At 61.7% G+C, this 21,703-nt stretch carries 19 protein-coding genes and 1 other RNA gene; 10 read left to right on the top strand and 10 right to left on the bottom strand.

Going from position 1 to position 21,703, the window contains the following annotated elements; translation table 11 throughout:
* Positions 1 to 25 precede the first annotated feature (25 nt).
* The gene (locus WG78_RS13280) at positions 26 to 748 is read right to left on the bottom strand and encodes a 16S rRNA (uracil(1498)-N(3))-methyltransferase (RefSeq protein ID WP_053938325.1); all 723 of its coding nucleotides are present in this window, start codon (positions 746 to 748) and stop codon (positions 26 to 28) included.
* Between the two features lie 174 nt (positions 749 to 922).
* Here WG78_RS13280 and ilvA point away from each other — a divergent pair, with 174 nt between their 5' ends.
* The 6 genes from ilvA (at position 923) to WG78_RS13310 (ending at position 9,573) form a co-directional block, all read left to right on the top strand.
* A complete protein-coding gene (gene ilvA, locus WG78_RS13285) occupies positions 923 to 2,443 on the top strand; it encodes a threonine ammonia-lyase, biosynthetic (protein WP_053938326.1) in 1,521 nt (506 codons plus the stop codon).
* A 50-nt stretch (positions 2,444 to 2,493) separates the two neighbouring features.
* The gene (locus WG78_RS13290) at positions 2,494 to 3,714 is read left to right on the top strand and encodes a multifunctional CCA addition/repair protein (RefSeq protein WP_053938327.1); all 1,221 of its coding nucleotides are present in this window, start codon (positions 2,494 to 2,496) and stop codon (positions 3,712 to 3,714) included.
* A gap of 374 nt (positions 3,715 to 4,088) precedes the next feature.
* Positions 4,089 to 5,423 (top strand): tRNA uridine-5-carboxymethylaminomethyl(34) synthesis GTPase MnmE, encoded by a 1,335-nt coding sequence (gene mnmE, locus WG78_RS13295; protein WP_053938328.1) that lies wholly within the window; start codon positions 4,089 to 4,091, stop codon positions 5,421 to 5,423.
* 237 nt (positions 5,424 to 5,660) lie between these two features.
* Positions 5,661 to 7,217, top strand: a complete 1,557-nt coding sequence (locus WG78_RS13300) for an FAD-dependent monooxygenase (RefSeq protein WP_053938566.1) — start codon at positions 5,661 to 5,663, stop codon at positions 7,215 to 7,217.
* A 379-nt stretch (positions 7,218 to 7,596) separates the two neighbouring features.
* A complete protein-coding gene (locus WG78_RS13305) occupies positions 7,597 to 8,916 on the top strand; it encodes an Hsp70 family protein (RefSeq protein WP_236692039.1) in 1,320 nt (439 codons plus the stop codon).
* Between the two features lie 57 nt (positions 8,917 to 8,973).
* Positions 8,974 to 9,573: a glutathione S-transferase family protein gene (locus WG78_RS13310; protein ID WP_053938329.1), complete on the top strand. Its 600-nt coding sequence runs from the start codon at positions 8,974 to 8,976 to the stop codon at positions 9,571 to 9,573.
* A gap of 103 nt (positions 9,574 to 9,676) precedes the next feature.
* On the opposite strand, the gene WG78_RS13315 is transcribed toward WG78_RS13310, so the two are convergent.
* The 9 genes from WG78_RS13315 to WG78_RS13350 all read right to left on the bottom strand — a co-directional run bounded on the left by WG78_RS13315 (position 9,677) and on the right by WG78_RS13350 (position 16,467).
* Complete coding sequence (locus WG78_RS13315) at positions 9,677 to 10,261, bottom strand: RBBP9/YdeN family alpha/beta hydrolase (protein WP_152969195.1); 585 nt, start codon at positions 10,259 to 10,261, stop codon at positions 9,677 to 9,679.
* Positions 10,262 to 10,268: 7 nt separating this feature from the next.
* Positions 10,269 to 11,096 carry an EAL domain-containing protein gene (locus WG78_RS13320; protein ID WP_053938330.1) on the bottom strand — a complete coding sequence of 276 codons (828 nt, stop codon included), beginning with the start codon at positions 11,094 to 11,096 and terminating at the stop codon, positions 10,269 to 10,271.
* Positions 11,097 to 11,201: 105 nt separating this feature from the next.
* Positions 11,202 to 11,840 (bottom strand): peroxiredoxin, encoded by a 639-nt coding sequence (locus WG78_RS13325; RefSeq protein WP_053938331.1) that lies wholly within the window; start codon positions 11,838 to 11,840, stop codon positions 11,202 to 11,204.
* A gap of 70 nt (positions 11,841 to 11,910) precedes the next feature.
* Positions 11,911 to 11,985, bottom strand: a non-coding RNA gene (locus tag WG78_RS22150) — sX9 sRNA.
* A gap of 59 nt (positions 11,986 to 12,044) precedes the next feature.
* Positions 12,045 to 13,046: a sulfate ABC transporter substrate-binding protein gene (locus WG78_RS13330; protein ID WP_053938332.1), complete on the bottom strand. Its 1,002-nt coding sequence runs from the start codon at positions 13,044 to 13,046 to the stop codon at positions 12,045 to 12,047.
* 96 nt (positions 13,047 to 13,142) lie between these two features.
* Complete coding sequence (locus WG78_RS13335) at positions 13,143 to 13,475, bottom strand: 2Fe-2S iron-sulfur cluster-binding protein (RefSeq protein ID WP_053938333.1); 333 nt, start codon at positions 13,473 to 13,475, stop codon at positions 13,143 to 13,145.
* 219 nt (positions 13,476 to 13,694) lie between these two features.
* Positions 13,695 to 14,081: a RidA family protein gene (locus tag WG78_RS13340; protein WP_053938569.1), complete on the bottom strand. Its 387-nt coding sequence runs from the start codon at positions 14,079 to 14,081 to the stop codon at positions 13,695 to 13,697.
* A 31-nt stretch (positions 14,082 to 14,112) separates the two neighbouring features.
* Positions 14,113 to 15,570 carry an N-acyl-D-amino-acid deacylase family protein gene (locus WG78_RS13345; protein ID WP_053938334.1) on the bottom strand — a complete coding sequence of 486 codons (1,458 nt, stop codon included), beginning with the start codon at positions 15,568 to 15,570 and terminating at the stop codon, positions 14,113 to 14,115.
* Positions 15,571 to 15,582: 12 nt separating this feature from the next.
* Positions 15,583 to 16,467: a MurR/RpiR family transcriptional regulator gene (locus WG78_RS13350; RefSeq protein ID WP_053938335.1), complete on the bottom strand. Its 885-nt coding sequence runs from the start codon at positions 16,465 to 16,467 to the stop codon at positions 15,583 to 15,585.
* A 113-nt stretch (positions 16,468 to 16,580) separates the two neighbouring features.
* Between WG78_RS13350 and WG78_RS13355 the strand changes: the two genes are divergently transcribed.
* The 4 genes from WG78_RS13355 to WG78_RS13370 all read left to right on the top strand — a co-directional run bounded on the left by WG78_RS13355 (position 16,581) and on the right by WG78_RS13370 (position 21,390).
* Positions 16,581 to 17,849, top strand: a complete 1,269-nt coding sequence (locus WG78_RS13355) for an amino acid deaminase (protein WP_053938336.1) — start codon at positions 16,581 to 16,583, stop codon at positions 17,847 to 17,849.
* A gap of 453 nt (positions 17,850 to 18,302) precedes the next feature.
* On the top strand, positions 18,303 to 19,643 hold the full coding sequence (locus WG78_RS13360) for a GntT/GntP/DsdX family permease (protein WP_053938337.1): 1,341 nt from the start codon (positions 18,303 to 18,305) through the stop codon (positions 19,641 to 19,643).
* A 14-nt stretch (positions 19,644 to 19,657) separates the two neighbouring features.
* Positions 19,658 to 20,155: a gluconokinase gene (locus WG78_RS13365; protein ID WP_053938338.1), complete on the top strand. Its 498-nt coding sequence runs from the start codon at positions 19,658 to 19,660 to the stop codon at positions 20,153 to 20,155.
* 287 nt (positions 20,156 to 20,442) lie between these two features.
* Complete coding sequence (locus WG78_RS13370) at positions 20,443 to 21,390, top strand: DegV family protein (protein ID WP_053938339.1); 948 nt, start codon at positions 20,443 to 20,445, stop codon at positions 21,388 to 21,390.
* Positions 21,391 to 21,703 lie beyond the last annotated feature (313 nt).

Genomic DNA, 21,703 nt, shown 5'->3' on the forward strand with positions numbered 1-21,703 from the left:
TAACCGCTGATGGCCGCGCCGCCGCCTACCAGTCACCCCATTGGGACTGCAGCACCGCCAGCACCGCCTGCCCGGCGGTTTCGGTTCTCAGAATGCGCGGGCCTAAGTGGATGCCGACAAACCCGGCTTGCTGCGCTGTCATTTCCTCTGCGCCGGTCAGGCCGCCTTCGGGCCCGACCAGCACGGCGGCGTGCGTAACCGGCGTGCTCAGATCGCGCAAACGCGTGACTGCGCCGGGGGCCAGCGTCAGCTTGAGCAGGTCGGCGGGCAGATCGCGCAACACCGATTCCAGCGTGCCCACCGCGCGGATTTGCGGCACGCGCGTGCGGCCACTTTGCTCGCAGGCCGCTTGCGCAATCGATTGCCAATGCGCCAGCCGGCGCTCGGCGCGTTCGCCACTCAGGCGTTGCTGGCTGTACTGGCTGTAAAACGGCCAGATTTCCGTGACGCCCACTTCGGTGGCTTTCTGCACGGTAAAGTCCATGCGCTCGTTGGCCGACACCGCCTGCAGCAATATCGTCTGCACCGGCGATTCGCGTTCGATCGGCTGGTGTTCCGTCACCAGCACGCCCACTTCACGCTTGCCCATCAGGCTGATGCGCGCGCTGTATTCGCCGCCCTGGCCATTAAATAGCGTGATCGATTCGCCCGGCTGCATGCGCAATACCTGCACATGGCGCGCCACGGTTTCGGGCAGGTTGAAGGCGCTTTCCAGCACCAGCGGGTGGTCCACAAAAAAACGAGGCATGGCGGCTTATCTATATAGGGCGGCGGTCGCAATGCCCGGATTGTGGCCCGGTTTGGCCGCCCAACGCCAGCCACTGTCATGTTCAATTTCGATACGGATTGCGCCATGACTGCATGCAAGCGTTGTGGCTACAATGCAAGACTCCTCCGACTCCCACCCTGCGCTGACCTCACCATGCCCGAGACTGACCACGATTATCTAGAACGTATCCTCACCGCCCGCGTGTACGACGCCGCCATTGAAACCCCGTTGGACGCGGCGCCGAATCTGTCGCGCCGAATTAACAACACGGTGTTGATCAAGCGCGAAGACATGCAGCCGGTGTTCTCGTTCAAGCTGCGTGGCGCTTACAACCGCATGGCGCAGCTGACGCCAGAAGAACTGGCGCGCGGTGTGGTCACCGCCTCGGCCGGTAACCATGCGCAAGGCGTGGCGTACTCGTCGCGCGTACTCAAATGCAAGGCCACCATCTTTATGCCGGCTACCACGCCGCGCATCAAAGTCGATGCCGTGCTGCGCAATGGCGCCGAAGTGGTGTTGATCGGCGACTCGTTCTCGGACTGTTATGACTCGGCCGTGCAACGCGCCAAGGAAACCGGCGCAACCTTCGTGCATCCGTATGACGATCCGTATGTGATTGCCGGCCAGGGCACCATCGGCATGGAATTGCTGCGCCAACACACCGGCAAGATCGATGTGATCTTTATCCCAGTGGGCGGCGGCGGCCTCATCAGCGGCATCGCGTCGTACATCAAACGTCTGCGCCCCGAAACGCGCATCGTCGGCGTGGAACCCACCGATGCCAACGCCATGTATCTGTCGCTCAAACTGGGCGAGCGCGTGGTGTTGCCGCAAGTGGGCATCTTTGCCGATGGCGTGGCGGTTAAACAGGTGGGCAGCGAAACCTTCCGCCTGGCGCAAAAGCTGGTGGATGAAGTCATCCTGGTGGATACCGACGCCATGTGCGCCGCGATCAAGGATGTGTTTGAAGAGACTCGCTCCATTCTGGAACCGTCCGGCGCGCTGGCGGTGGCCGGGGCCAAAGCCTGGGCCGCGCGCGAAAACGCCACGGGCCAGACCTTTATCACCATCGCCTCGGGCGCCAACATGAACTTTGACCGGCTGCGTTATGTGGCCGAGCAAGCCGAACTGGGCGAACAGCGCGAAGCCGTCATCGCAGTCACGCTGCCGGAACGCCCCGGCGCATTCCGCACGCTGTGCAGCGCCATCGGTGCGCGCAATATCACCGAATTCAACTATCGCTATGCCGATACCGAACAGGCGCATGTGTTTGTCGGCCTGTCGATCAACAAGCGCAGCGAAGTGACATCGCTGATCGAAAACCTGGCCGAAGCCGGCCTGGCCGCGATTGACCTCACCGACAACGAACTGGCCAAGCTGCATATCCGCCATCTGGTGGGCGGCCACGCGCCGCATGTGGATAACGAACGCGTGCTGCGCTTTGAATTTCCGGAACGCCCGGGCGCGCTGCTTAACTTTCTGAATACCATGAGCACGGAATGGAATATCTCCTTGTTCCATTATCGCAATCACGGCGCGGACTACGGCCGCACGCTGGTGGGCATGCAAGTGCCGCCATCGGATGAAGCCGCCTTTGCCGCTTTCCTCGAAAAACTGGGCTATCGCTACTGGGTGGAAACCGACAACGTCGCTTACAAGCATTTCCTCGGCTAAGCGCTGTCGATATTTGATCCACGTTTGTTGATAAGCCAGAGAGAACGACCATGCAGCGATATCGCGTAGGTGGCGCCGTGCGCGACCGCTTGTTGGGTTTACCGGTCAAGGACATCGATTGGGTGGTGGTCGGCGCCACGCCCGACGAGATGCTTGCCGCCGGCTACAAGCCGGTGGGCAAAGACTTTCCGGTGTTCTTGCACCCCAAAACGCGCGAAGAACACGCGCTGGCGCGCACTGAGCGTAAATCCGGCCCCGGCTATAAAGGTTTCCAGGTTTACGCTGCGCCCGATGTCACGCTGGAAGAAGATTTGCTGCGGCGCGACCTGACCATCAACGCGATGGCCGAGGACGACGCCGGCCACGTCATCGACCCGTTTAACGGCAAAGCCGATCTGCAAGCGCGCCTGCTGCGCCACGTTTCCGACGCATTTATCGAAGACCCGGTGCGCATTTTGCGGCTGGCGCGCTTTGCCGCCCGCTTCGACTTCGACGCTGCCCCCGAAACCATGACATTGATGCGGCAAATGGTCGCCAATGGCGAAGTCGACCATCTGGTGCCCGAACGCGTGTGGCAAGAAGTGGCACGCGGGTTGATGGAACAGAAACCCTCGCGCATGTTCCGCATCCTGCGCGATTGCGGCGCGTTGGCGCGCGTGATGCCCGAAGTGGACGCGCTGTTTGGCGTGCCGCAACCCGAACAACATCACCCCGAAATCGACACCGGCGTGCACGTGATGCTGGTGCTGGACTATGCCGCCGCCGAAGGCCTGCCGCTGACCGCACGCTACGCCGCGCTGTGCCATGACCTTGGCAAAGCCACCACCTCTGCCGACATCCTGCCGCGCCATATCGGTCATGAGTCACGCGGTGTCGAGCTGGTGGAACAACTCAGCGCCCGCCTGCGCGCCACCAGCGAATGCCGCGACCTGGCCGTGATGGTCTGCCGCGATCACACGCTGGTACACCGCGCGCTGGAACTGCGCGCCAACACCGTACTGGAACTGCTGCAACGCTGCGACGCGCTACGCAAACCCGACCGCTTTGCGCTGATGCTGCGCGCCTGCCGCGCCGACGCCCGCGGCCGCACCGGCAAAGAAGACACGCCGTACCCGCAACTGGAATACCTGACCGGCTTGCTCAACGCCGCCCGCGCCGTGGATGCGGGCGCCATCGCCAAGGCGCTGGACGACAAATCAAAAATCCCCGACGCGGTGGCGCTGGCGCGCTTGAATGCGATCAAGGCGGCAATGCCGCAGAAGGACAGCTAAGCCCACATCGCTGATGGCGGCCAGCACATAGGGTGGGTCACGACCCACCATGCAAAGCCGTATGCCCACTGCGCAGAGGTGTCCGATCACTTTGTGTGGTGGGTCAAGACCCACCCTATTGCAGCTGATGGTGATCCCCGCAGAGTATTGGCTGATCTAGCAGTGACATCACTTCCGCTTTGGTCATGGTCGTAACGAACGCCCGGCTGCGCGTACACGAACCTGCTCCTGGCAGCTGTTCCACAAATCAAGCTGGTCAGCCCCATGTGCACGATGCAAGTCAGCGCGCCACGGGCAACGCACAAAACCCCATGCCCCAGCGCGAACACCGGCCGGGTTATCATTCAGCCTGCCTAACCCAAAGACCCCGCCCCATGATTGCCTCCAACGACCTTATCGCCGCCATTGCCACCGCGCCCGGTCGGGGTGGGGTAGGTGTTATTCGATTGTCGGGCCAAGGTTTGGCGGGGGTGGTGGCGGGCCTGGTCGGGCGGGCGTTGCAGCCGCGGCATGCGCATTTTGCCAGGTTTAAAGCGCAGGACGGCGCGGTGATCGATGAGGGACTGGCGTTGTATTTTCCCGGCCCGGCCTCGTTTACCGGCGAGGATGTGCTGGAGCTGCAAGGCCATGGCGGCCCCGTGGTGCTGCGCATGTTGTTGGCGCGTTGCGTTGAGCTGGGCGCGCGGCATGCGCAGCCGGGCGAATTTACCCGGCGCGCGTTTCTTAACGGCAAGCTCGATCTGGCGCAGGCCGAGGCCGTGGCCGATCTGATTGATGCGCAATCCGAAGCCGCCGCACGTTCAGCGCTCAAATCGCTGGATGGCGCGTTTTCTCGCGAGATCAACGCGCTGACCGAGCAAATGATTACGCTGCGCATGCTGGTCGAAGCGACGATTGATTTCCCGGAAGAGGATATCGATTTTCTCCAGGCCGCCGATGCGCGCGGCAAGCTGGCGCAAATTGATGAGCAACTGGCGCGCGTATTGGCCACTGCCAGCCAGGGTCGCATGTTGCGCGAAGGTCTGCATGTGGTGCTGATCGGCCAGCCCAATGTGGGCAAATCCAGTTTGTTGAATGCGCTGGCCGGCACCGACGTTGCCATCGTCACCGATATCGCCGGCACCACGCGGGATACGGTGCGCGAGCTGATCCAGCTGGACGGCGTGCCCTTGCACGTGATCGACACCGCCGGTTTGCGCGAGACCGAAGACGCCGTGGAAAAGATCGGCATCGCGCGCACCTGGCAGGCGCTGGAAAAGGCCGATCTGGCGCTGCTGTTGCTGGATAGCCGCGAAGGCATCACCGCGCATGACGAGGCCATCCTGCAGCGTTTGCCCGCGCAATTGCCGGTGCTGCGCGTGTTTAACAAGATTGATCTGACCGGCGAGCAATCAGGCGCGGTCGATGATTATGAAGTCCACGTTTCGGCGCAGACCGGCGCGGGCCTGGACACTTTGCGTCAGCGTTTGCTGGCCCTGGCCGGTTGGCATGGCGCCAACGAAGGCGTGTTTATTGCGCGCGAGCGTCACCTCGACGCCATCCGGCGCGCGGCCGGGCATGTCGATTCAGCGGCGCATGCGTTTAATGCGCTGGAGCTGTTTGCCGAAGAGTTGCGGCTGGCGCAGCAAGCGCTGAACGAGATTACCGGCGAGTTCACGTCGGATGATTTGCTGGGCGTGATTTTCAGCCGCTTCTGCATCGGCAAATAGGCTAGTCGGTCTTGTCGCCGGGCGCGCGGCAATGCTATAAAGCCGCGTCGGAAAAGGCAGGCCTGGTTTGGTAAGCCCAGGCTCTTTCGGTAACGAAAGCTCTGGTCTTTGGCCTCGCGCACAAGATCCCCACGACGAACACAGCACGCCATTACCGGCGTCGCGCTGTTCGTCCGTGCGGGTTCTGCAGTGGGGAACGCTCCGGTCGAACATTCACCTTTCGACATGGAGCGCCTGATGCATACGCAACACCCCCAATCCGAACACCCGCAACATCCCCCCATTTTTGACGTGATCATCGCCGGCGGCGGCCCAGTGGGCCTGTTTCTGGCCTGCGAGCTACGCTTGTTCGGCTTGTCCGTGCTGGTGCTGGAGCAAGCCGCCGACACGCACACGCCGCTCAAACGCCTGCCCTTTGGCCTGCGCGGCCTGTCCGTGCCGACGCAAGAAGCCTTGTACCGACGCGATCTGCTCGACACCGTGCGGGCAGCGCAACACAGCCCCGCCACCCGGCAAGCCGCGCACTGGCTGCAACAGCCGCGCCAGCCCGCAGGCCACTTTGCCGGCATCCAGTTTTATCAAGACGACATCGATCGATCGCAGTGGCCATTGCGCCTGCCCGATGCAATGGAGGGCAGCCTGCCCGTTGCGCTGGAATCCTTCGAAACCGCACTGGCGCAGCGCGCGCAAACGCTGGGGGCGGAGATCCGCTATGGCATGGGCGTCAGCGGCTTAAAGGCCAATGACGACGGCGTGGCAGTGACTGCCGGCGCAGCGCATTTTAACGGGCGCTGGCTGGTCGGCTGCGATGGCGGCCGCAGCACGGTGCGTAAGCTGGGCGGCTTTCAATTTACCGGCACCGAGCCCGAGTTCACCGGCTATTCCGCCGAAGTTGAGCTGGCCGACCCAAACGCGCTGCCGCCGGGCCGTCATTACACTGCCAACGGCATGTACACGTTTGCGCGGCCGGGCACGCTGGCGCTGGTGGATTTTGACGGCGGGGCCTTCCACCGCACCACGCCGATTACGCTGCACCAGGTGCAAACGGTTTTGCAGCGCGTGTCCGGCACCGACATCCAGCTGACCGCGCTAAAACTGGCCAGTACCTGGACCGACCGTGCATTCCAGGCCAGCAGCTATCGCCACGGTCGCGTGCTGCTGGCGGGCGATGCCGCGCATGTGCATTCGCCGCTGGGTGGGCAAGGCTTGAACCTGGGCATTGGCGATGCGATGAATCTGGGCTGGAAACTGGCCGCCACCGTTCGCGGTGATGCCCCGGCCGCTCTGCTCGATAGTTATCAACAAGAACGGCACCCGGTAGGCGCGGCGGTGCTGGACTGGTCCCGCGCACAAGTGGCGCTGATGCGCCCGACGCCCGCCACACGTGCACTGGCGGCCGTGATGCGTGATCTGATCGAAACGCGCGATGGCGCCACCTATTTTGCCGAGCGCGTGTGGGGCGTTTCGCTGCGTTATCCGCTCGGCGATGGCCACCCCCTGGTCGGCCGCAGTGTGCCCGATTTTGAACTGAGCAATGGCGCCCGCGTGGGCACGCTGTTGCGTGGCGGCCAAGGCTTGCTGTTGCAGTTTGATAGCAGCCCGTCACTCGCGCCGCAACTGGCACCGTGGCAGCGGCAGGTCAGCTACGTGGCTGGCGCGGTCCAACAAAACCTGGGTTTACGCGCGTTACTGGTGCGCCCGGACGGCGTGGCGGCATGGGCCACTGACGATTTGGCGGACACCACTGCGCTGGCTGCGGCGCTGGCGCGTTGGTTCGGCCCGCAGCACAGCTAGTCCACGTCAAGCCAGCCGGCACAGCGCGGCCTCCCACGCCGGTTTGCTGGCGGGGCCGCGCGACGACGAGCCCCATTGATGGCCCCCGCCATTTGTGCGCGTCAACGTCTGCGGCAAGACCTTTTTCTGCGTACCAGAATGATCTGGCCTCAGCCCGGCCTGCCCGACAAACGCCCCGGTGCAAATCGAAAGCGCCCGCCCCGCATTGGACAGCAGAAAAGCGGTCAACCCGCCACTGATCCAGCAACAAGACGCCGCGCTAGGTAAGGTGCGGCGCTGTCGCTAGAATAGCGACTCCGCGCGCGGCTCCCTGTTGGGTGGCCCGGCCCCGATGGGCCAGCCGCCCTTCCGGCGCGGACGTTTTACGATAGGAAAAACATTGAACCATCCCGCCCCTTCGTCGTTGCATCCGCATGCCAGCACCACCCTTGCGCCCGGCGCCATCGCCCGCGCCTGTGGCATAGACTTTGGCACGTCCAATTCCACCGTGGGCTGGATGCGCCCCGGCGCGGCCCCGTTGCTGGCGCTGGAAGATGGCAAGACCACCCTGCCCTCGATGCTGTTTTTCAATTCGGAAGAAGACAGCATCAGCTATGGCCGCGTGGCGCTGACGGAATATCTGGACGGCTACGAAGGCCGCCTGATGCGCTCGCTCAAGAGCATTCTGGGCACCGGCCTGATGGATTTGCAGACCGAAGTGCAAGGCCAGAGCCTGTCATTTCGCACCATCCTCAGCCACTTTATCGGCGAACTGAAACACCGCGCCGAGCAAGCCGCGGGCCGTGGGTTCGAGCACGCAGTGCTGGGCCGTCCGGTGCATTTTGTCGACGATGACCCGGTGGCCGACCAACTGGCGCAAGACGTGCTGGCTGACATCGCGCGCTCGGTGGGTCTCAAGCATGTGGAATTCCAGTACGAGCCGATTGCGGCGGCGTTTGATTTTGAACGCACGTTGCAACGCGAAACGCTAACGCTGATCGTCGATATCGGCGGCGGTACGTCTGACTTTTCGCTGCTGCGCTTGTCGCCGGAACGTTCGCTCAAGAACGACCGGCTGGGCGATATCCTGGCCAATGGCGGCGTGCATATCGGCGGGACCGATTTTGATAAGCAACTGAGCCTGGCCTGCGTGATGCCGCTGCTTGGTTATCGCAGCCGGCTTAAAAACAATTCCGAAGTGCCGTCCAGTTATTACTTCAACCTGGCCACCTGGCACACCATCAACTTTGTCTACACCCGCAAGATCTGGTCCGAGCTGCAAGACGTATTCCGCGATTCCGGCCCCGATACGCGCGTGTTGCTGGATCGGCTGTTCGGGCTGATTTCGGAGCGCGCGGGCCACTGGCTGGCCATGCGTGTGGAAGAAACCAAAATCGCCCTGTCTGGCCAGGAACATCACATCCTGCCGCTGGACCGCATTGCCGAAGGCCTGACCCACACCGTGGCGCGCAGCGAATTTGAAGACGCCATCGATGGCCAGATCGTGCGCATCGAAGACACCGTCAAGGGCTTGCTCAAAGACGCCAACTTGCGTGCCGACCAGGTGGACACCGTTTTCTTTACCGGTGGCTCGTCCGGCGTGCCGCTGTTGCGCCAACGCGTGGCCGCCCTGCTGCCCGCCGCGCAGCACGTGGAAGGCGATCTGTTTGGCAGCATCGGCAGCGGCCTGGCCATCGACGCCCTGCGCAAGTTTGGTTAAGCGCAGCGCCCGGATTACTCGCTCTAACTCGCCGTCCCCCTAAGGAGAAATCTGCAGATGTATACCGTGCATGGCCTCGCGATGTCTGGCAATTGCTACAAGGTCAAACTGGCGCTGAGCCAGTTGGACAAGCCGTTCCAGTGGAATGAAGTCGATATGAAAAACGGCGCGCATCGCACGCCCGACTTTCTGGCGATGAACCCGAACGGCAAGGTGCCCGTGCTGCAGATCGGTGCCAGCACTTATCTGCCGGAATCGAATGCGATTCTGTATTACCTGGCCCAGGGGTCCAGTCTGTTTCCGGAAGATCGCTGGGAGCAGGCGCAGGTGATGCAATGGTTGTTTTTTGAGCAGTACAGTCACGAGCCGCAACTGGCCGTGGCGCGCTTCATTGTTTACTTTGCCGACCGCCCCGCCGCGCGCGAAGACGAGTTGCAAAGCTGCATTGCCGGCAGCCACAAGGTGCTGGCAGTGATGGAACAGCATTTGCAGGACAAGCGCTTTTTTGTGGGCGACAAGTACAGCATCGCCGACATCGCGCTGTACGCCTATACGCATCGCGCGCACGAAGGCCTGGTGGATTTGAGCGCCTACCCGGCGATCAACGCATGGATCGACCGCGTGGCCGCGCAACCGGGGCATGTGCCGATGGGGTGAAGCCGCGGCGCCCATAGGGTGGGTCTAGACCCACCGCCCAAAGTGGCGGGACGCGCCAGTGTGGCGCGAGCACATGGCTTTGGATGGTGGGTCTTGACCCACCCTATGCCTTACTCACTTTTCTGAGCAGTTGGCGCAGCAGTTTGAGGCCAACCGGCCATTCGCCGTGGCCGGAGTCGACGTTGATGTGGCCAACGCCCGACAGCGGCACCAGCTCGCTGCCCCAGGCCTGCGACAATGCCACGGCGCGATCGAGCGAGCACGATGGATCATTGTCGCTGGCCACCAACAAGCTCGGAAATGGCAGTTCCCGAGCCGGCAACGGCATAAAGCCGCGAAAGCTGTCCGGCGCTTCGTCGCGCGTGACATCGGCCGGCGCCACCAATAATGCCGCCGCCACATGACGCGCTTTTGACGACAGCGCCGCCCAGTGCCCCACGGTGATGCAGCCCAGGCTATGCGCCACCAGCAGCGTCTGGCCCGAATCCGGAATTTGCTGATCAAGGCCCTTGACCCACGCTGCCGCCTGCGGGTTCTCCCAATCGCGTTGCTGCACGCGGCGCAGCCCCGGATATTCATCGCACCAGCGCGTTTGCCAGTGGTCTTCGCCCGAATCGCGCCAGCCCGGCGCCACCACGATGTGATTGCCGCGTTCCAGCCAGCGGGTAATCGGTTCGGTCGTTGTCATTGGTGTTTCATCCTCTTCCCAGCGGGCGCGGTTCGCCCAGGTGAAAGCCCTGCAGCAAGTCAGCGCCGGCATCCAGCGCCAGCTGTTGTTGGTCCGCGGTCTCGATGCCTTCGACCACCACCAGGGTCTCCAGCTCGTGCAGCAGTTGCACCAGGCGCGGCAGGGCGCGGCGCAATTTGGGCGATTCGACCGCTTGGGCGATCAGCACGCGGTCGAGTTTTACAATGTCCGGTTCCAGCTGCCACAGCCGGTCCAGGTTGGCGTGGCGGCTGCCAAAGTCGTCGATGGCGATGCGGTAACCCACGCGCCGATAGTTATCCACCGCATCACGCACGCGGTTGACTTCGCCCTGCGCGATTTCGTCCTCGACGATCTCCAGCACGATGCGTTGCGGCTGCCAGTTCACGGTGTGCAGCACGCGCTCGAACACCACGCCGTGGCGCTCCACGCCGGTGAGCAAACGCGGATGCACGTTGAGGTACAGATCGCTCTGGCCGCTCTGGAAGGTGGCGTTGTTGTACAGATGCAGCGTGCGGCAGAGCCGGTCAAACGCAATGATCTGGCCGTGGCTGGCGGCGGCGGCAAAGGCGGCGGCTGGCGCCAGCGGACGGCTGCGCGCGCTGGCGCGCAACAAGGCTTCTTGCGCGACGGCCTGGCCTTGCGCGTTAAAGATCGGCTGGAACACGCTGGCCAGCGTCAGCCCCAGCGCGCGTACGGTAATGCCGCGCGTGGCGTCGATGCCAAATTCGGCATCGGGCCAATCGGTGCGGATAAAGTCCGGTAACGGCACTTTCAGCACATTGCTGTCGGGCGTTACGCCGCTTACATCGATCATCTCGGCGTGGCTTCCTGTGTTTTTAGCGCGCAAAAAAAGCCAGGCCGTCGCAGACCTGGCTGGCGGTAACGGCGCGCTGTGTAATGCGATGGCGCGACGGACAGATTACTTGTTGGGCTGCGGCGTCAGGCGCAGATACGGCCGCACCGCGTTGTAGCCCTTGGGAAAGCGCTGCGCGATTTCGGCTTCGTCTTGCAGCGACGGCACGATGACCACGTCGTCACCATCCTGCCAGTTGGCGGGGGTGGCCACTTTGTGGTGGTCGGTCAGTTGCAGCGAATCGATCACACGCAAAATCTCGTTGAAATTGCGGCCGGTGGACGCCGGGTAAGTCAGCGTCAGGCGGATTTTTTTGGTTGGGTCGATCACGAACACCGTGCGCACGGTGGCATTGGCCAGCGAGTTGGGGTGGATCATGTCGTACAGCGTGGCCACGGTCTTGTCGGCGTCAGCCAGGATGGGGAAATTAACGCGCGTGTTTTGCGTTTCGTTAATGTCGGAAATCCATTTGTGATGCGATTCCAGCGGATCAACGCTCACGGCCAGGGCTTTGACATTGCGCTTGGCAAACTCGTCTTTCAGCTTGGCCGTGTAGCCCAGCTCGGTGGTGCACACCGGGGTGAAATCGGCCGGATGCGAGAACAGCACAATCCAGCTATCGCCGGCCCATTCGTGAAAATGGATGGGGCCTTCAGACGATTCTTGCGAGAAATCGGGGGCGATGTCGCCGAGACGCAGAGTCATTGCAATTACTCCTGATTGGTCGGCCCGCCGCAGCGCCGCCGATTGATAACCATGTAACCAGAACTGATTGGGTCAGCCGGCGTAGCGAGCGGGTGCAGGCTGGGTACGGCCAGCGCGCAACAACCGGAGCGTACGTTTTGTACGTGAGGATTGTGAGCACTGCCCGGACCCGGCATGCGCCGGCGCAGTAGCCGGATGGCCCGATCAGCGGCCGGCGTTGTAGATTTGATCGAACACGCCACCGTCAGAGAAGTGGGTTTGCTGCGCTTTGGTCCAGCCGCCAAACACATCGTCGATATCAAACAGCGCCACTTTCGGGAACTGATGCGCGTACTTGGCGTAAACGTCCTTGTCGATCGGGCGATAGAAGTTACGCGCGGCGATTTCCTGGCCTTCCTTGCTGTACAGGAACTTCAGATATTCCTCGGCCACCTTGCGCGTGCCCTTCTTGTCGACCACTTTGTCCACCACAGCCACCGGCGGCTCCGCCTTGATCGAGATGGTCGGTGCGACGATGTCGAACTTGTCTACGCCAAATTCTTTTTGCGACAGCACGGCTTCGTTTTCCCAGGCCAGCAGCACGTCACCCAGACCACGCTGGGTAAACGAAATGGTGGAACCGCGCGCGCCGGTGTCGAGTACCGGCACGTTCTTGTACACCTTCTGGATGTAATCCTTGGCCTTGTCTTCGCTGCCGTAGGTCTTCTTGGCCCAGCCATACGCGGCCAGGTAAGCCCAACGCGCGCCGCCGCTGGTTTTGGGGTTGGCGGTAATCACTTTGACGTCCGGACGGATCAGATCGGTCCAGTCCTTGATGTTCTTGGGGTTGCCCTTGCGCACCAGGAACACGATGGTGGAGGTGTACGGGGTGGCGTTATCGGGCAGCTTTTTTTGCCAATCGGGCGACAGCAGCTTGCCCTTGTCGGCCAATACGTCGATGTCATACGCCAGCGCCAGCGTGACGACGTCCGCCTGCAGGCCATCCAGCACCGACCGCGACTGCGCGCCCGAGCCACCGTGCGACTGGCGGATCGATACGTCGTCACCGGTTTTGGCTTTGTAGTACTTGGCAAACGCCTTGTTGTAATCCTGATAGAGCTCGCGGGTCGGGTCGTACGACACGTTGAGCAATTCAAAGCTGGCAGCCAGTGTAGAGGTGGCAGACAGAGCGATTACAACCGAGGCGAGCAGGGGCTTCAAACGCATGGCGGGCGGTCCTTATAAGCATGTTTTATTTAAACAGCCCAAATCTTGCCATTGCGTTATTAAGGAGTGAAAGACTAATAAAGCAGCTTTTTATAATTACGAGAAATAAACTGTTAAATCATGGGCTAACGTCAGGTGACAGGCCAACCGTACGGTATCGGGCGTGTCGATCTCACCGGTTGCGGCATCCGGCACAATGCGCGCCAGCACATTGTGCTCCATCTTGCCCATGGCCAACGGCGCAGGCTGCGCGGCATGCGCAATCCGCACCCGGCACGCGCCACACGTGCCCTGCCCGCAGCGCCAGGCCAAGGGCAAACGCCCCGACAGCGCTAACGGCCGCACCACATCAATCAGCCGCATCCCCGCGCTGGCCGTCGCCACCACCGGCGCATCCAGCCGATCAGATACAAACGTCAAAGTGATCATGCAGACTCATAGGGTGGGTCAAGACCCACCATTCAAAGCGGCCCGTTGGGACAGCAAGGTTGTGAGCATCAGCTTTGGGGGACGGGCTTGATCTACCCAAGGCGCGGCAAATTGAAACAACAGCGTTCAAATCATGGGCTTTGAGTGGTGGGTCCAGACCCACCGTATGCGGCGGCGCAGATCCACCCGGTACCAGCGGGACCATCCGGCAGCCATGGGCTACGGCTTCTTGTACGCCACGCAGTCAACCTCGACTTTGCAGTCGATCACCATGCTCGACACCACACAAGCCCGCGCCGGTGGGTTCTCGCCAAAGTATTCCTTGAACACTTTATTAAACGACTGAAAATCACGCGGATCATCCAGCCACACGCCGCAGCGCACCACATGCTCCACGCCGTAACCCGCTTCATGCAGGATGGCGATCAGGTTCTGGATGGTCTTGTGCGATTGCGCGACGATGCCGCCCTCGATCACTTCGCCGTTTTCCATCGGGGTCTGGCCGGATACAAACAGCCAGCCATCCGCACCGGCGGCGCGGGCAAACGGCAGATGCTGGCCACCGGTGCCGGTGCCGCTGGTGCCAATTCGAATAATGTCGCTCATCGTGTTTTCCTTGGTGGTCATGCAGATCGGGTTACACCGTGCCGACGCGGCCACGGCGGATAAAGCGGCCAGCGCGGGCCGCAGTGGGTTGTTTGTCTTGCGCGCTCAACTGGCCGTTGACCCACACCGCGTGGATGCCATCGGCGGCTTGCTGCGGCTGGGTAAAGGTGGCGGTATCGCGCACACGGGCGGGGTCGAACAGCACCAGATCGGCCCAGTAGCCCTGGCGGATCAGCCCGCGCTCGGTCAAGCCAAAGCGCGCCGCCGATAACCCGGTCATCTTGTGGATGGCCGTAGGCAAATCGAACAGTTTTTCGTCACGCACGTAATGCCCCAGCACGCGCGGAAACGCGCCCCACAAGCGTGGATGCGGCAGCGGATCATTCGGCAAACCATCCGAGCCGATGGTGGTCGCCGGATGGCGCAGCACGTTTTTGACGTCGTCCTCGTCCATGCCGTGATACACCGCGCCGGCCGGTTGCAGCCGTTGCGCGGCCGTCAGCAAATCCACATCCCACTCGGCGGCGATCTCGGCCAGCAGACGGCCGCCTTGCTCCGGCTGCGGCTCCGACCAGGTAATCAGAATGTCGAAATCGCTGGTCACTTGTTTGAGGTCCAGCGTGGACGAGCTGGCCGCATACGGATAGCAATCGCAGCCCACATGCTGCGTGGTGCGCGCGGCATCCAGCGCCGCCAGCACTTCGCGCGTGCGGCCCCAGTTGGCTTTGCCCGCGCATTTAAGATGCGAAATCACCACCGGCACGCGCGCATGCAGGCCAGTGGCAAACGCTTCGTCCATCGCGTCGAGGATTTCGGCGAATTCGCTGCGCAAATGCGTGGTGTAGATGGCGCCTGCTTCGGCCAGCGGTTCGGCCAGCGCCATCACTTCGCTGGTGGGCGCGGCATAGGCGTTGGCGTAGGCCAGGCCGGTGGATAAACCCAGCGCGCCATGAACCAGCGCTTCTTGTAGCTGATCGCGCATGGCCTCGATCTCGGCAGGCGTGGCGGCACGGTCCAGCCGGTCGTGCATCTGGTTTTGCCGCAGCGCGGTGTGGCCCACCAGCGCCGCCACATTGACGGCTGGCTGCGCGGCGTTGACTGCGTCCACATAGGCGGCAAAGGTCGGATAACTGAAGGCGTCAGCCGTGCCCAGCAAGTTCATCGGATCAGGCGGATCACCAGCCAGCGTCACCGGGCTGGCGCTGATGCCGCAATTGCCCACCACCACCGTGGTCACGCCTTGCGACAACTTGGGCCACATTTGCGGCATGCGGATGACGTTGGTGTCGTCGTGCGTGTGCACATCAATAAAACCGGGGCTAAGCACCAGGCCGCTGGCGTCGATATTGTGTGGCGCGCGCCAGTGTTCCAGCTCGCCGATGGCGACGATGCGGCCCTGATGCAGCGCCACATTGGCTTGATAAGGCGCGCTGCCGCTGCCATCGATCAGCGTGGCGTTACGGATCAGCGTGTCACAGGTGGCGGTCATGGTGCGGTCTTCCTAATCGCCCAACGGATGGCGCGCATCGGCCCCACCGCGTTCGGCATCGAGTACAAATTTGATCCGGCGCAGCAGTTCCTGGCTGTGCTCGGGTTGCAACTGCGCCAGCGCGGTGGCCAGCACATCCAGCGCCAGCAACATCGCGTAGCGCGAGCTGGACGGCTTGAAGACAAAATCGGTTTCCAGCGCCTGCACCGGAATCCACCAGTCGGCGCGTCTGGCCAGCGGCGAGCCCAGCGCGGTAAACGCAATCAGCCGCGCGCCGTATTCCTGGGCGATGGCCACACTGTGTAATAGCTCAGCGCCCTGCCCGCTGACCGAAAACGCCAGCACCACGCAGCGCTCATCCAGCGTGGCGGCCACCATGCGTTGCAATACGGCGTCTTGATAACTGGTAATGGGCACGCCCAGACGCATCAGGCGATTACGCGCTTCGTCGGCCATGATGGAAGAACTGCCGCCCATGCCGAAGGCCAGCACCTGGCGCGCATCGCGCAAGGCCTGCGCGGCGGCGGCAATAACTTCGCGGTTAAAAAAGGCGCGGTTACGCTGCAACAGCGTGACGATATCGTCGAGGATGACGTCGGCCGGCTCTTGCTGCGCGGCATCAGCGCGCGGGGCCAGAAAGCGGCTGCCGATGGCGCTGGCCTGCGCCAGCCAGCGTTTGAGTTCGCGCACATCGGCACAACCCAGCGCGCGGGCAAAGCGGGTGACACTGGCCTTGCTGACCCCGGCCTGCGCGGCCAGCGCATCAATGCTGGCGGCGCTGGCGGCGGGCAGATCGGCCAGAATCAGCTGGGCGATTTTTTGCTCGGTAGCGCTGAACGTGGCGCTACGTTGCGCGATGCGGCTGACGATATCAAACGGAGGTAGCGCGTGTTGCATGGCGTGAGCAGTTAATCCGGCGGGGCTTGACTGATACTTTATATCAGACCAGATTGGCAAATATCAAAGGGCTTGTGCTTGTGGCCCTCAACACCAGACCAGTGGCGGCTTCGATGAATGATACAAACTATCACGGCGGAATGATCGATAACCTGAACAAAGGCGTGGGCGCATTGCCCGAGCCGATCAGCCCGGCGCAGACGCAAGGCTTGGGCTGGCGTTTGCTGGACGAAGAAATCAGTCTGCCCGCCGCCGTGTTGTACGACGGCGTAATGCAGCAAAACCTGCAATGGATGCAGTCGTTTGTGACCCAGTACGGCGTGAAACTGGCGCCGCATGGCAAGACCACCATGGCGCCCAAGTTGTTTGCGCGTCAGCTGGCGGGCGGCGCGTGGGGCATTACCCTGGCGACGGCGCAGCAAACGCGCGTGGCCTACGCGCATGGCGTACGGCGCGTGATCATGGCCAACCAGCTGGTGGGCAAACGCAATATGGAAATCATCGGCCAGCTGATCGCCGATGCGGACTTTGAATTCTTTTGTCTGGTTGATAACGTCGATGGCATTGATCAGCTGGGGCGCTTTTACAGCGAACGCGGCCAGACGCTGCAAGTGCTGCTGGAACTGGGCGCGGCCGGTGGCCGTACCGGCGTACGCGATGCCGCGCAGCAAGACGCGGTGCTGGCAGCGCTGGCGCGTTGGCCCGAGGCCTTGCAACTGGCCGGCGTGGAAATCTACGAAGGCGTGCTGAAGCAGGAAGCCGAAATCCGCGCATTTTTGCAGCGCGCGGTGACGGTGCTGACCGAGCTGGCGGGTGCCGGCCAGATCAAGCGCACGCCAGCATTGCTGTCGGGTGCGGGCTCGGCCTGGTACGACGTGGTGGCGGAAGAATTTGCTCCGGCGCGCATCGGCATGCCGTTGGACGTGGTGCTGCGCCCCGGCTGCTATCTGACCCACGATGTCGGCATTTACAAGACCGCGCAGGCGCAGATCGAAATCCGCAATCCGATCGCGCATCAGATGCGCACTTCACTGAAACCTGCCTTGCAGTTGTGGGCGTATGTGCAGTCGATCCCCGAAGCCGATAAAGCCATCATCGGACTGGGCAAGCGCGATGCAGCGTTTGATGCTGGCTTCCCGACGCCCGCGCAAATCTATTGTCCGGGCGACGCGCTGCCGCAGGACGTGCCAGCGCATTGGCAGATCACCGGCATGATGGACCAACATGCTTATCTGCAGATCGCGCCCGGCGATGAGATCAAGGTGGGCGATATGCTGGCGTTTGATATCTCGCACCCGTGTCTGACGTTTGATAAATGGCGCCAGGTGCTGGTGCTGGATGAACGCTACCAGGTCGTCGATATCGTCCAGACCTACTTCTAACGCATAGGGTGGGTCATGACCCACCACCCAAAGCCATCGCAACGGGAATAGAAATTGGCATGCCACTTTGAAGGGTGGGTCTCGACCCACCCTATGCATGCTGGCCTTGATACATGGCGCCAGGTGCTGGTGCTGGATGAACGCTACCAGGTCGTCGAGACCGTCCAGACGTACTTCTGACGCATAGGGTGGGTCATGACCCACCGCCCAAAGCCATCGCAACGGGAATAGAAACTGGCATGCCACTTTGAAGGGTGGGTCTCGACCCACCCTATGCAAATCCCTTTGGCATACGGTGCACACCTGATGCCGCGCCCATCGATGTTAACGTTAACATCCGTAACTCAACGTTCGGTAATACAAAAAAAGCGGGCCGATTGCCGCCAATAAGCGCTTCGGCCAACTACAAAGGCTACAGAGACGTGTAGTCAAACCCGTTCAGGAGTCAGAAAGATGGTGCAAGGAACCATGTTGCTGGTGTACGCGCTGGTGGCGATTGTGTTGTTGATCGTGCTGATTGCGCGCTTCAAGCTCAATCCGTTTGTCACGTTGCTGGTGGTGTCGTTTGTGTTGGCGGTGTCGGTGGGTATGCCGATGACCACCATTGTCAAATCGTTTGAAACCGGCGTCGGAAACGCGCTGGGGCATATTGCGCTGGTGATTGCGCTGGGCACCATGCTGGGCAAGATGATGGCCGAATCCGGCGGCGCGGAACGCATCGCGCAAACGCTGATCAACTGGTTTGGCGAGAAAAACGTGCACTGGGCCATGGTGACCATTGCGCTGATCGTCGGCTTGCCGGTGTTTTTTGAAGTCGGCTTTGTGTTGCTGATTCCGATTGCCTTTAACGTGGCCAAGCGCACCGGTACTTCGATGGTGCTGGTGGGCCTGTCGATGGTGGCGGGTTTGTCGGTAGTGCACGGTTTGATCCCGCCACACCCGGCCGCCTTGCTGGCCGTGACCGCCTATAAAGCCGATATCGGCCGCACCATTCTGTATGCGCTGATTGTCGGCATCCCGACGGCGATTCTGGCGGGCCCGGTGTTTGCGCTGCAGATCAGCAAGTACGTCAAGCTGACCGGCGATAATCCGATGATGGCGCACTTTGCCGCCGACGAAAAAGACCGCGAACTGCCCAGCTTTGCCATCACGCTGGCCACCATTTTGCTGCCGGTGTTTTTGATGCTGATTGGTAGCTGGGCCGATGTCTTCTTTGCGCCCAAAACCCTGCCCAACGATGTGCTGCGGCTGGCGGGTAATTCGGTGATGGCACTGCTGATTTCCGTATTGGTCAGCTTCTGGACGCTGGGCCTGGCGCGCGGCATGAGCCGCGAAACCATCCTCAAGTTCAGCAATGAGTGTCTGGCCCCCACCGCCACCATCACCTTGCTGGTGGGCGCAGGCGGCGGCTTTGGTCGCATCCTGATGGACAGCGGTATTTCCAAAGTGGTGGTGGATATGGCCACCAGCGCGCAAATCTCGCCCTTGCTGCTGGGCTGGATGGTGGCGGCGCTGATCCGCCTGGCCACAGGTTCGGCCACGGTGGCCATGACCACGGCCTGCGGTATTGTCGCGCCGATCGCCGCTGCCGCTGGTGCGCGCCCGGAGTTTATGGTGCTGACCACCGGCGCGGGCTCGCTGATTTTTAGTCACGTCAACGACGGTGGCTTCTGGCTGGTGAAAGAGTATTTCAATATGACAGTGCCGCAGACCTTCAAAACCTGGTCGGTGCTGGAAACGATTATTTCGGTGGTGGCGCTGGCGTTGACGCTAGGGCTGGCCACCGTGGTTTGAAGTGGAGTAACAACATGATTCTGATTTTGATGGGTGTTTCCGGCAGCGGCAAAACCACGGTGGGCGAGCTGCTGGCCAAAAAACTGGGTTGCGGCTTTTCGGATGCCGATGTGTTTCATAGCGAAGGCAATATCGCCAAGATGCACGCGGGCATTGCGCTGAATGATGACGACCGCTGGCCGTGGCTGGCGGCAATCCGCGCGGCGATAGTCGACTATCGCAGCAAGGGCGAAACGCATGTGTTTACGTGTTCGGCGCTGAAAGAGGTGTACCGCGAAAAGCTGGCCAGCCCCGGCGAAACCGACGTGGTGTTTGTGCATCTGACCGGTACCGGCGAGTTGCTGGCCCAGCGGCTGGCGCAACGCAAAGGCCACTTCTTTGATCCGCACCTGCTGCAAAGCCAGATTGATTTGCTGGAGCCGCCCGCCAACGCCATCGTGGTGGACATTACCCCCACGCCGGACGAAATTGCCGATGAGGTTTTGCGCCAGTTGGCAGCACGCAAAATCTGATCGACCGCGCCGCTCCGATGTCCAGAAACGGCCGCCCCAAACCAGAGCGGCCGTATTTTTTTGGTGTGCACGATTTAGCTTTCAGGGCTGCCGCTTTCTTACAACACTTTTGATCCAAAACCTGCCGCCTCTCGTATATCCGTTCAGAAACTCCGTTCATCGTGTTGTGATCCGGCTCACTGCGGGCATAATCCCGCGCCATACCAACGTCATAGATTGGTAACAAAAACAACACGACCTTCGTGGTCCACGGTGTTACACAACCATTTGTTTTAAGGGGCTCTGGCATGCGTTTCGGCATCGTTACCGATTCCTGCTGCGATCTGCCACGTTCATTTCTGGACGAACACGGCATCGTCATTCTTCCGATCACCATTACCGGCGCAGACGGCAAACCGTTTGTGGACGGGCGCGACACCGCTGCCACGCTCAAGTTTTATAAAGAGCGGCTGGCCAAAGGCGATACCACCTTTGAATCAGCCCCGCTGAGCGCCGACGACATCAAAAAGCTGTTTCTGGAAAGGCTGGTGGTGGAATACGACTATGTGTTCTGCCTGACCGTGATGGCCAGCCGCAGTCTGATCCACGCCAACGCCAGCCAGGCCGCGCTGCAGATGCTGGGCGCCTACAAGCCGCTGCGCGAATCCGCGGGCGTGGCCGGGCCGTTTTCCTTGCGCGTGTTTGATAGCTACAACCTGTTTACCGGCCAGGGCTTGATCGTGGCCGAAGCGGCGCGGCTGGCGCGCGAAGACAAATCGTCGCTGGAAATCATCCGCCAGATCGAACGGCTGCAGGCCACCACGCAAGCGTTTCTGATCCCGGAGAACCTGGGCCAGTTGCGGCAGCAGGCACGGCGCAAGGGCGACAAGAGTGTGGGGCTGATGTCGTACATGATGGGCTCGGCACTGGACATCAAACCCATCGTGCGCGGGTTTCAGGGCGACACCACACCGGTGGGGCGCATTCGTGGCTTTGAGGCGGGCTGCAAAAAACTGTTTGATACCGCGGTGGAACATATCCAGAACGGGCTGGATGCGCCGTTTGTATGCGTCAGCTACGGCGGCGACCCGGCCAGGCTGGACAAGATGCCCGGCTACGCGCGGCTGAAGCAGGCGGCCGAGGCCAAGGGCGTGACGGTGCTGGCCAGCGAGATGAGTCTGACTGCCGGGGTGAATATCGGCGGCGGCGGGCTGTCGGTGGCGTTCGCCTCACCGCGTGAAGCGGTGTTTGAATAACGCTGTGGATAAGTCGGTGCACAACCACTGAACAAACTGTGCACAGCACGCATAGGGTGGGTCATGACCCACCACACAAGGTGATTTGCTATCGCGGTGAGCTTGGCATACTGCTTTGGTTGGTGGGTCTGGACCCACCCTATGCGCATCGTTAACTTGCCTCAGCGTGTTTGGCGTTCGCCTCACCGCGTGACGCGGAGTCTGGAAAGCGCTGTAGATAAGTCTGTGCACAACCCCTGAACAAGCTGTGTACAGACGCATAGGGTGGGTCATGACCCACCACGCAAGGTGATTTGCTATCGCGGTGAGCTTG

This window comes from Amantichitinum ursilacus, from assembly GCF_001294205.1.
GTDB classification, from domain to species: Bacteria; Pseudomonadota; Gammaproteobacteria; order Burkholderiales; family Chitinibacteraceae; genus Amantichitinum; species Amantichitinum ursilacus.